This window comes from Pseudomonadota bacterium (assembly GCA_010028905.1).
Taxonomy (GTDB): Bacteria; Vulcanimicrobiota; Xenobia; order RGZZ01; family RGZZ01; genus RGZZ01.
Genome location: RGZZ01000141.1, coordinates 1 through 10,636, shown reverse-complemented (window position 1 = coordinate 10,636; position 10,636 = coordinate 1). Strand labels below are relative to the sequence as shown.

At 68.9% G+C, this 10,636-nt stretch carries 9 protein-coding genes; 4 read left to right on the top strand and 5 right to left on the bottom strand.

The window, feature by feature from the left end; translation table 11 throughout:
* Positions 1-1,031 (bottom strand): hypothetical protein (locus tag EB084_11560; protein ID NDD28891.1); only part of this gene is annotated, 1,031 nt, incomplete at its 3' end.
* A 203-nt stretch (positions 1,032-1,234) separates the two neighbouring features.
* Between EB084_11560 and EB084_11555 the strand changes: the two genes are divergently transcribed.
* The 4 genes from EB084_11555 to EB084_11540 all read left to right on the top strand — a co-directional run bounded on the left by EB084_11555 (position 1,235) and on the right by EB084_11540 (position 7,880).
* Positions 1,235-3,637, top strand: coding sequence for a phosphoketolase family protein (locus EB084_11555; protein ID NDD28890.1), 2,403 nt, complete (start codon positions 1,235-1,237; stop codon positions 3,635-3,637).
* A gap of 117 nt (positions 3,638-3,754) precedes the next feature.
* Entirely contained in the window at positions 3,755-4,132 is a 378-nt protein-coding gene (locus EB084_11550) for a PilZ domain-containing protein (protein ID NDD28889.1), read from the top strand.
* 128 nt (positions 4,133-4,260) lie between these two features.
* Positions 4,261-6,066, top strand: coding sequence for a hypothetical protein (locus EB084_11545; GenBank protein NDD28888.1), 1,806 nt, complete (start codon positions 4,261-4,263; stop codon positions 6,064-6,066).
* Positions 6,051-7,880, top strand: a complete 1,830-nt coding sequence (locus EB084_11540) for a hypothetical protein (GenBank protein NDD28887.1) — start codon at positions 6,051-6,053, stop codon at positions 7,878-7,880. The genes EB084_11545 and EB084_11540 overlap by 16 nt, the downstream gene beginning before the upstream one ends.
* 59 nt (positions 7,881-7,939) lie before the next feature.
* Here the strand turns inward: EB084_11540 and EB084_11535 are convergent, their stop codons facing one another.
* From EB084_11535 to EB084_11520, 4 genes are all read right to left on the bottom strand, one after another.
* Positions 7,940-9,154 (bottom strand): acyl-CoA dehydrogenase, encoded by a 1,215-nt coding sequence (locus EB084_11535; protein NDD28886.1) that lies wholly within the window; start codon positions 9,152-9,154, stop codon positions 7,940-7,942.
* Positions 9,155-9,164: 10 nt separating this feature from the next.
* Positions 9,165-9,365, bottom strand: a complete 201-nt coding sequence (locus tag EB084_11530; protein NDD28885.1) for a hypothetical protein — start codon at positions 9,363-9,365, stop codon at positions 9,165-9,167.
* A 183-nt stretch (positions 9,366-9,548) separates the two neighbouring features.
* The gene (locus tag EB084_11525) at positions 9,549-10,160 is read right to left on the bottom strand and encodes an NUDIX domain-containing protein (protein ID NDD28884.1); all 612 of its coding nucleotides are present in this window, start codon (positions 10,158-10,160) and stop codon (positions 9,549-9,551) included.
* Positions 10,157-10,636 (bottom strand): translation factor Sua5 (locus EB084_11520; protein NDD28883.1); only part of this gene is annotated, 480 nt, incomplete at its 5' end. The genes EB084_11520 and EB084_11525, both read right to left, overlap by 4 nt.

Here is a 10,636-nt window from a genome sequence, read left to right as displayed (position 1 = left end):
GTCTGGAATCCGCCGCTCCCTGACGGTGGTGGGGGGGGCTGCTGCGGAGGCACCACCGGGAAGCCGCCGCTCCCCAGAGAAGTATCGACGCGCTCTCCGCACTTCGCGCAGAAGCCCTTTCCGCTCTCCAGGGTTGCGCCGCACTGGTGACAGAAGCGCGGGGTCATCACGGGCGGTGCGGTCTGCGCCGATGGCCCGGCACCGCTTCGCACCCGTCGCAGCGCCGTAAGGGCTTCGCGCGCCGATGCCAGCCGGTCGTTCTTGCGCAGGGCCATCATGGAGGCCAGGAGGGATTCCAGCGCGGGAGAGACGTCGGGGTTCAAGACCGAGGGCGGTGTGGTGGCGGCCTCTCCCGCCGCGATGGAGACCGCGCTCGGAGGCAGGGTGCCCGTGATGAGCCGGTACATGGTTGCGCCCAGGGCGTAGATGTCAGAGCGCGGATCGGTGCTGCCCTCGCCCATCTGCTCGAGGGGGGCGTAACCCACGGTGCCCGCGCCCTTGAGGAACGTCATCGTCTCGCTGCGATTGTCGATGACCCGCGCGATGCCGAAGTCGATGAGCCTGATGACGCCACGGCTGTCGAGCATGATGTTCGAGGGTTTCAGGTCACGCACGATGACGGGGGGCTGATGCTCGTGGAGGTAGGTGAGCACGTCGGCCACCGCGATCATCCAGTCGAGCACATCGCTGACCGCGGGCAGGCGGCTGCGGTCGGTGCAGGCCTCTTCGAGGCTCGCCCCGTCGATGAACTGCATGACCAGAAACTGCGAGCCGCCCTCCTCGAAGTAGTCCTTGACGTCGACCAGTCCCGGGTGCTCGAGACCCGCGAGGATCTCGGCCTCTTTGCGGAACAGGGCCGTGGCAGCGGCGATGTCGTGCGCCGCCGCGCCTGGCAGCACGGTCTCCTTGATGGCCACCTTCCGCCCGCCCAGGCTCGACTGGCGCGCGAGATAGACCGCCCCCATGCCGCCCCGGCCGAGGACCGACTCGATGATGTACCCCCGCTGTAGCTCTGTGCCAGGCTGCAGCAACGCTGAACCTCCCGTGGCCTCCTTGACCGCACGCGGTCACGGCTTGCGAACCGCGTCACGCGGTCTCGCTTCTTGGGGGTCAGGTTTCGCCCAGTGCGGCAACGACTCCCCCAGCAGGGCAGGAGAGCGCGCCGCGCGACACCAATCCTCCGACCGCCATCCCGGCTCCGCTGTGGAGCCCGCCCCAACTGGAGGTCGTTCCCATGCCGTCTCTCGTGACCCCTGCCGCCACCCCCGAAGCGCCTCTCTCAGCCGACGCGCTCTCCCGCATCCACGCCTGGTGGCGCGCGGCCAACTACCTGTCGGTCGGGCAGATCTATCTGCTCGACAACCCCTTGCTGCGTCGCCCCCTGCGCGTGGAAGACGTCAAGCCGCGCCTGCTCGGGCACTGGGGAACGACCCCCGGCCTCAACTTCATCTACGCCCATCTGAACCGCGTCATCAACGCCCGCGACCTGTCGGTCATCTACATCGCGGGTCCGGGCCACGGAGGCCCCGGCCTGGTGGCAAGCACCTGGCTCGAGGGTACGTACAGCGAGTACTACCCCAACGTGTCGCGCGATGAGGAGGGCATGCAGCGCCTCTTCAAGCAGTTCTCGTTCCCGGGCGGCATCCCGAGCCACGTGGCCCCCGAGACCCCGGGCTCCATCCACGAGGGGGGCGAGCTGGGCTATGCCCTCTCCCACGCCTTCGGCGCCGCCCTCGACAACCCGGAGCTGCTGGTGGCCTGCGTCGTGGGCGACGGCGAGGCCGAGACGGGACCGCTGGCCACCGCCTGGCACTCCAACAAGTTCCTCAATCCGGCCAGCGACGGCGCGGTGCTGCCCATCCTGCACCTGAACGGCTACAAGATCGCCAACCCGACGGTACTTGCGCGCATCCCCCACGCCGAGCTCGACGCACTTCTGCGAGGCTACGGCTACGCGCCCCGCTTCGTGGAGGGCAGCGATCCGGAGGAGATGCATCAGAAGATGGCGGCCGCGCTCGACGCCTGCTGCGACGAGATCGCGGGTATCCAGCGTCGGGCTCGCGTGGAGGGCGACCTCACCCGTCCGACCTGGCCGATGATCGTGCTGCGGTCGCCCAAGGGCTGGACAGGCCCGAAGGAGGTCGATGGCCGTAAGACCGAGGGCTCATGGCGCTCTCACCAGGTTCCCTTCTCTGACATGGCGCGCAACCCCGGGCATCTTGCGCTTCTCGAGGATTGGCTGCGCAGCTACAAGCCGGAGGAGCTCTTCGACGAGAGCGGGGCGCCGGCGCCTGAGATCGCGGGTCTCGCTCCTGCGGGCAAGCGTCGCATGGGTGACAACCCCCACGCCAACGGCGGTCTGCTGCGGCGCGAGCTGCGCATGCCGGACTTCCGCGACTACGCCGTCGACGTCTCTGCCCCCGGCACCACCACGGCGGAGGCCACGCGGGTGATGGGGCGGCTGCTGGCCGACGTGATGAAGAAGAACCCCACCAACTTCCGCGTCATGGGTCCTGACGAGACCGAGTCGAACCGACTCGGGGCCGTGCTCGACGTCACCGATCGCACCTGGCTGGCCGAGACCCTGCCAGAAGACGCCCAGGGCGGGCGTCTCGCACCATCCGGGCGCGTCATGGAGATCCTCAGCGAGCACACCTGCCTGGGCTGGCTCGAGGGCTACACCCTCACCGGGCGACACGGCCTGCTGTCGACCTACGAGGCATTCGCCCACGTCATCGACAGCATGTTCAACCAGCACGCCAAGTGGCTCCACACGACCAAGGAGCACATCGCGTGGCGAGCCCCCATCTCGTCGATCAACATCCTGCTGAGCTCGCACGTGTGGCGACAGGACCACAACGGCTTCTCGCATCAAGATCCCGGCTTCATCGATCACGTGGTGAACAAGAAGCCCAACGTGGTGCGGGTCTACCTGCCACCGGACGCCAACACCCTGCTCTCGGTCACCGACCACTGCCTGCGCAGCCGCGATTACGTCAATGTCATCGTGGCGGGCAAGCAGCCGGCCTTGCAGTACCTCGATATGGACGCAGCCATCAAGCACTGCACCGCGGGCATCGGCATCTGGGACTGGGCCAGCAACGATCGGGGCGCCGAGCCGGACGTGGTGATGGCCTGCTGCGGCGATGTGCCCACCCTCGAGACCCTGGCGGCCGTCGATCTGCTTCGTCGCATCGCGCCGGACCTGAAGATCCGTGTGGTGAACGTGGTGAATCTCATGAAGCTCCTGCCGCCCAGCGAGCATCCCCACGGGCTGAGCGATCGCGAGTTCGATCGCCTGTTCACCACCGACAAGCCCATCGTATTCGCCTACCACGGCTACCCGTGGCTGATCCATCGCCTGACCTACCGCCGCACCAATCATGCCAACCTTCACGTGCGCGGCTACAAGGAGGAGGGCACCACCACCACCCCGTTCGACATGGTGGTGCGCAACGATCTCGACCGCTTCCACCTGGCACTTGACGTCATCGATCGGGTTCCCCGCCTGCAGACCGTGGCGGCCTACGCCAGCGAGGAGCTGCAGGGGCGGCTGGTCGAGCACGGGCTCTACATCCGCGAGCACGGTGATGACATGCCGGAGATCCGCGACTGGGTCTGGCCACACGGTCGCTGATCCGGGGCTTCCTCGTTTCAAGTCTTTTTTCAGCGCAGCGCTCTACAGTCTGACTCACGAGGGAAGATTCAGGCCGCGGCGCGCAAGCGCGGTGGTGAGACGAGGAAGCTCTGGAGGATGACCGTGAGAGAGATCGACCGACGAACCCATCACCGTGCCACGACCGCCGTTCGCTTCTGGTATCGCCTGCCCTGGTCGGGCAGGTGGCAGACGGCGCGCACCTGCGATTTCAGCCAGGGCGGCCTGTCGTTCGTGCTGCAGGGCGGCCTCTGCTTCAAGGGTCTGCCCATCGAGGTGGCCGTGGAGGTGCCTTCCGCTGCGTTCCGCGTGCGGGCCCGCGTGGTCGCGACCCGGACCTCGGCCGATGGCGCGCGCGTGGTCAGCGTCTCGTTCACGCGCCTGTCGGGCAGCCTGGGCGCGCGCCTCGGACAGTTCGTGCACCGCGCACGCTCGGTCAGCTTCGCTTCTGAGATGCCCCTGGCCGTCGGGCTCTGAGGGCAGACCGCTTCGAAGCCGCAGGAGTCGCGCGGCAGCCGGCCAACCCATCCAGCATCCCATCCTCACCGATTGCTCAGCGGGGTAGGGGCGTTCTTCGTGGACGCGGCACTGGAGGAGGATTCGGAATGCGCGATCTCGACAATGCCCTGCGCGTCGCCATCGAGGCCGCCAGGGGGGCGGGCGAACTCATCCGACGCGATACATGGCGAGCAGACGGCCCCCGTGGTGCCGGCCATCACGCCGACGTCGATGACGAGGCCGAGGCCCTCATACGCGCGCGTCTCCTGCACCACTTCCCCGAGTGGAGCTACTACGGCGAGGAGACCGGGGTGCACCGCGCCGCCGACGAGCGCACGTTCTGGCTCGTCGACCCCAATGACGGCACGGCCTCATATCTGCGTGGATATCGCGCCAGCGCCGTCTCCATCGCACTGGTGAGAGACGGCGTGCCCGTGCTCGGCGTCGTCTACGCCCCTTGCTATCCGGATGATGACGGCGACCTCATCGCGTGGGCAGAGGGGTGCGGCCCGATGCAGCGCAACGGCAGACCCGTTGTCACGGTGCCCTTGCCGGATGCCCTCACCTCACGTCACGTGGTGCTCGTCTCGCAGGCCGCCGACCGCAAGCCTGAGGCCAACCTCGCCTGCACCGCGCCCGCGCGCTATCGCGCCATGTCGAGCATCGCCTACCGTCTCGCCCTGGTGGCGGTGGGCGAGGGAGAGGCTGCGGTCTCGCTGGCCTATCCCGGCTGGTTCGACTTCGCCGGCGGCCACGCGCTGCTGCGCGCCCGCGGTGGCGAGGTGACCGACAGCCGCGGAACGCCGGTGCGCTATCCCCAGGTCGGCAGCCAGTCGGTCGATCTCTGCCTGGGCGGCTCGCTCGCGGTGTGCGCCGATCTCGGACGTCGTGACTGGCACATGGTCGAGCGCGAAGTGCAGCCCACGTCGGCGCTCTCGTTCCCGGTGCGCCTGCCATCGCCCCATGCCCGTGTCGACGCGGCGCTGCTTGCTCGCGCCCAGGGCGTGCTTCTCGGTCAGCTGGCGGGTGACTCCCTGGGCAGTCTCGTCGAGTTCAAGGACCCGCAGCGTATCCGCACCCTGTACCCTGAGAGGGGGCCGCGAGATCTCGCCGACGGGGGCGTCTGGAACACCCTGGCCGGACAGGCCACCGATGATTCCGAGCTGGCCTTGGCGCTTGCCCGCAGTCTCGTGGCCACGGGTCGATTCGAAGAGGCGACCACCTTCGCGGCCTATCGCACCTGGTATCAATCGCACCCCTTTGATGTCGGGTCTACCACCCACGCCGCCTTCTCACGCGCAGCGCACACCGACAGCGGAGCGAACGCGCACAGCGAGTCGAACGGCGCCCTCATGCGCGTGAGCCCGCTTGGCATCGCCGCCCATCGCGACGTCGAGGCGGCCGTGCGCTGGGCCGATCTCGACGCGGGTCTCTCTCACCCCAATCCTGTCTGTCGCGAGAGCAGCCAGGTGTTTGTGCGCGCGGTGGCCGCTGGCCTTGCGGGCGCGTCGCGCCAGGAGATGTATCGTGCCGCCCTCGAGGCTTCCACGCCCCTCACCCGCGAGGTGCTCGAGCGCGCGGCCCTGGCGCCGCCGCCCGACTTCATGCGCCAGCAGGGGTGGGTGAAGACCGCCCTGCACAACGCCTTTCATCGCCTGCTGCACGCCGAGACGCTCGAGCAGGGCGTCATCGACACGGTCTGCGAGGGAGGCGACACCGATACCAATGGCGCCATCGCCGGCGCGCTGCTGGGCGCTTTTCACGGTCGTGAAGGCGTCCCGGAGCGCTGGCGGCGCGAGGTGCTCACGTGCCGCGCCACCCGGCGGCACGGCGCACTCCAGCCTCGGCCGTCGTGGTGCTGGCCGGTCGATGTCTACGAGATCGCCGAACGCCTGCTGTGTCTCGGCGGCTGACGTGTGTCGCCATGACGCTGCTGGTGGTGCTCACCTGCGCCGCTGAAGCCAGCGCCGAGCGGTTCGCGTTCCGCCTGCTCGACTGGACAGGGGGAGCGCGGGGGGCGTTTCGCCAGCAGATCGTTGATTTCTTCAAGCTCGACGTCGCGCATCTGCCGACCCTCGAATCCCTTCCAGACGGCCTCTGCGTCGCCAACCACGCAGGCGCGCCGGCCGCCGTGGCCTGGAGCCCCCTCGATCTGCACGAGGCGGGGGTGTACACCCTGCGCTTCGCGGCCCGCTTCACGGGGGAGAAGCCCCGGGCGCGGGTGAGCGCCGCACTGGGGCCGGCGCGCGGTGACTTCGAGGTGGGCGAGGGGTGGGCTGCGCACGCGGTGACCATGCGCCAGACCGGCCCCGTGGGCCCGTCGAGCATTGCGTTCTCGCTGCGCGCGCGCAAGGGGAGGCTTGAGCTGCGTGACGTCGAGCTCGTGCGCCTGCCCTTCGACCTTCGCGTCAGCGCCGTCGAGAACCGGTTGCGCCTCGAGGTGGTGGGCAAGATGTCTTCGGAGGCGGTCTTTGCCTGGCACGCCGGCGAGACGCGCGGCCAGACGCGCATGGGTGACCTTGCGTGGGCGCCGCGAGACGGTGTGGCGGTCGCCGCCCTGCCCCTGCCGCCCGGTGAGCTGCTCTGGTGGCGGGTATCGCAGGGGAGCGCCACCGTGATCGAGGGCGACCCTGTGCGCATTCGTCCCCTGCCTGGCCTGCCGCGCAGGTTCGGTGCGGCGGTGCAGATCACCCGTGACGGGGTCACGCACATCGGCGGCGCGCCCTTTCTTCCCATCGGGCTCTATCTTCACGAGAGCAGCGTGCAGGCCATCGAGCGCGCCGCCGAAAGCGGCGTGAACCTCGTGCTCATGCCTCCGGGAGACAACCCGCACGCACTCGCCGCCGCGGCTGCGGCGCATGGCATGCAGGTGATCTTCGAGACCGATGTGGCGCCCGATCCAGCCCAGGCGTCAGTCGGCGTGAAGACCCTCGTCGACCGGTACGGTGGCCTCCATCCCCTTGCCTGGACGGCTGTCGACGAGCCGGACATGAAGCCGGCCTTCACCCAGCGCGCTCTCGAGGCCATTCACCTCGCCTTTGCCGCGTGCGACGGACGGCCGCTGTACCAGGCCAACCACGCTCCGTCCACGTTCCCCACCCTGGGCACGGCCTGCGACATCCTGGCCGTCGACCCGTATCCGCTGGGCGCCGTTCCCAAGCCGGTGAGCACCGTGGGGCACTGGGTCGATCTGGCGCGCGAGGCGTTGGGTCCGGGACGAGCGGTGTGGCTCATCCAGCAGGCCTTCGTCGAGGCGCCGCTCTGGCCCGTGCCGCCCACGCCGGAGCAGCTTCGTGCCATGACGTGGGTCGGCCTGAGCCATGGGGCGAGGGGGGTGGTGTACTACACCGTGCATGAGAGCCTCGACCCGGCCGCTTCAGACCACGCGTGGGACCTGCGACGCACGCCGCTGTGGGGCGAGATTCGCAGGGAGGCCGACGAGATGCGCGCCCTCGCGGCATTTCTCACCGCATCTTCGGGTGCGCGCCCACTCGGTCTCGTCCAGCCGCTTGACGGCGCCTGGTGGGACGACGGCGGCGGAAATGTGCTCATGGCCGTGGTGAACATCTCGAATGCGCCACATGCGGGCCGCGTTCGCCTGCCCTTTGCCGACCTGCGCGAGGTGCGCGTTGTGCCCGCGGGTGTGGGCGTCGAGGTGGTCGGGGGGGAAGTCGAGTTTCAGCTGACCCCCTGCGGCGTGCTGCTGCTCACGGCGAAGCGGGGATGAGGAGAGGGCGCGTCTGACCTGCACGCGCGTGCGGAGGCGCCGAGGGCTTCGGGTGAGCCCTACGGCATTGCCAGATCGTCCGGGGAGAAGGCCGAGCGCCCCGTGATCTCTCGCCCCAGCACGAGCATGTGCATGTTCATCGTGCCTTCGTAGGTGCGCACGCTCTCGAGGTTGCACATGTGGCGGAAGCTCTGATGGCTGTCGAGGATGCCGACCCCGCCCAGCAGATCGCGGGCTTCGCGAGCCACCTCGATGGCCGATTCGACATTGCTCCACTTGGCGAGTGAGATCTGGGCCGGTGTCACGCGGCCTTCGCTCTTGAGCGCAGCCAGTCGCCACGCCACGAGCTGGGCCTTCGTGATCTCGGAGAGCATGCGCGCCAGGCGCGCCTGTACCAGCTGGAACGCGCCGATGGGGCGCCCGAACTGAACGCGCGAAGCGGCGTGCTGACGGGCCTCGTCGAAGCAGGCCATGGCGCTGCCCACCACCCCCCAGGCAATGCTGTAGCGGGCGTGGTTGAGGCACGACAGGGCCGACCCCAGCCCTCGGCTGCCGGGCAGCAGCGCGTCGTCGGGCACCTCGCAGCCCGCCAGGGCGATCTCGTAGGTGAGCGCGGCGCGCAGGCTGAGCTTGCCATCGATGAGGGTGGCCTGATAGCCAGGCAGGCGGGTGTCGACGAGAAAACCGCGGATGGCCTTGGGAGAGGTGCTGTCGATGCTCGGGTCGCCCACGACGCGGGCCCAGATGATGGCGACGTCAGCCACGCCAGCGTTGCCGATCCATCGCTTGCTGCCGTCGAGCACCCACCCCGTCGAGGTACGGCGGGCGGTGGTGGCCATGCCGCCGGGGTTGGAGCCGAAGTCCGGTTCGGTGAGCCCGAAGCAGGCCAGCTTCTGGGCCTGGGTCAGTGCAGGCAGCCACTGCTGCTTCTGCGCTTCACTGCCGAAGTCGGCGATGGCGTGCATGGCCAGGGCGCCTTGCACCGACGCCATGGTGCGCAGCCCGCTGTCGCCCCGCTCGAGCTCGCGCATCACCACGCCGTACTCGAGCGGAGAGTAGCCAGCGCAGCCGTACCCCTTGATGGTTCCGCCGAAGCAGCCGAGCGCCGCCATCTCGCTCGCCAGCGCGAGGGGGAAGGTTCCTTCGCGCCACCACGTCTGCACGTTCGGCAGGAAGCGCTCGTCAACCCAGGTTCGCACGCGATCGCGGAGCGCGCGCGCGGCGTCGCTCAGCTCGGCGTCGAGATCGTAGAGATCACTGGCTTCGAAGGGCATCGGGGGGAGGTCAGCGCACGGCCCGCAGGCGCTTCGAGCGCATGGCCCGCCCAAAGGCGCTGACCAGGGGGGTCGAGGCGCGGCGCGGCGCAGGTCGCGCTTCGGCAGGGTCGGCCTCGGCGCTGCCACCCCAGTCGAGGTACTGGCTCATGTCGAGGGTGAGGATGGCCACCATCACATAGAAGACGAAGAGTGCAACATATCCCATCATTGGATTCACCTTTCTTGTCTGCGACGTTCTCTCGCGGCTGTGGACCCGTCTGGGTCTGTCGCGAGATGTCGCGGGGCTGTTCTCTATCTGTAGCCCCATGCTACCATGGGTACCACGACATATTGTGTCGTGGGTGGCCTCAGACCATGGTCTGAATCTCCGGTCGGAAGCCGATCTGCCGCTTCACGTCGGGCGACGCAACGCCTCCAGCTTGTCGAACTGGCGGTGCATGCTGACCTCCGAGGTGAGCGCCCTCGCCTCGGCGAGGGTGAACCAGCGCACATCGTGGGACTCCGGCGACACCACCACGGTTTCGCCGTGCGGGTCTGCGGCCACGATGAGGTACCGCACGTCATAGTGCAGGTGTGCCGGGTCGCGTGCGTTGGCCGGGATCTCGTGGATGTCGAGATCGAAGGGCATCGGGTCGGTGGATGCCTTCACCGATCCGTCACCCGGGTTGGTGCCCCCCACGCACGAGTGCGCCAGAAAGTGCAACGACCGAAGCCCGGATTCCTCTTTTGCCTCCGTCATCGCCACATGAGCGAGGTTCGCCTCGCCATCGGCATGCCCGCCCAGCTGGACCCACAGCCCGAGCTTGCGGTGGTGGGTGAGCAGCACCTGATCGAGGCCGGGGCTGGTGACGAGGGCCGACCCGGTGAGGTGTCCGGGCACGCAGGTGCGGTGCAGGCAGTCCGCATGGGTGTCGACGAACGCGATGAAGCGCGCCGCGACATCGCCTTCGTCGGGCCAGCGCGTGGCATAGGTGGAGAACATCTCCCGCAGCGCTCGGCTCATGGCGTCGAGGCGGCCGCGCGCTTCAGTCGATCGATCACGCCGACGCCGATCCCCGCGGGGGGCGGGGGGACCGCCACCACCAGGTCGAGGCCTTGCGCGTCGGCATCACGCAGCCAGCGGTAGAGGTCGTGGGCGTAGGCCTCTGGCGTCGATGCCGAACCCAGCGCCACCGAACCTGCGGGCACCGCAGCCTCCTCGAGGCCGATGAAGCCGACCCGTCGTCCTTCGCGGGCGAGACGATGGGCGTCGTCGGCGCTGGTGGCCAGAAGCACCCGTGCCGCGGGGGCGTAGTGCGCCTCGAGCATGCCCGGCGCGCGCGCCTCGCCGCTTGCGATACGCGCCACCGGCACGCCGAGAACGGCTTCGAGCGCATCGGCGGAGATGCCGCCGGGGCGCAGGATCTGGAATGGAGTGCAGGTTGTGTCGACGATGGTCGACTCGATGCCCACCTCGCAGGAACCGCCGTCAAGGATGAG

Bases quoted from the DNA above. Each gene is read 5' to 3' on its own strand.
- EB084_11555 (NDD28890.1), top strand. From the start codon at position 1,235: ATGCCGTCTCTCGTGACCCCTGCCGCCACCCCCGAAGCGCCTCTCTCA.
- EB084_11550 (NDD28889.1), top strand. From the start codon at position 3,755: ATGACCGTGAGAGAGATCGACCGACGAACCCATCACCGTGCCACGACC.
- EB084_11545 (NDD28888.1), top strand. From the start codon at position 4,261: ATGCGCGATCTCGACAATGCCCTGCGCGTCGCCATCGAGGCCGCCAGG.
- EB084_11535 (NDD28886.1), bottom strand. From the start codon at position 9,154: ATGCCCTTCGAAGCCAGTGATCTCTACGATCTCGACGCCGAGCTGAGC.
- EB084_11530 (NDD28885.1), bottom strand. From the start codon at position 9,365: ATGATGGGATATGTTGCACTCTTCGTCTTCTATGTGATGGTGGCCATC.
- EB084_11525 (NDD28884.1), bottom strand. From the start codon at position 10,160: ATGAGCCGAGCGCTGCGGGAGATGTTCTCCACCTATGCCACGCGCTGG.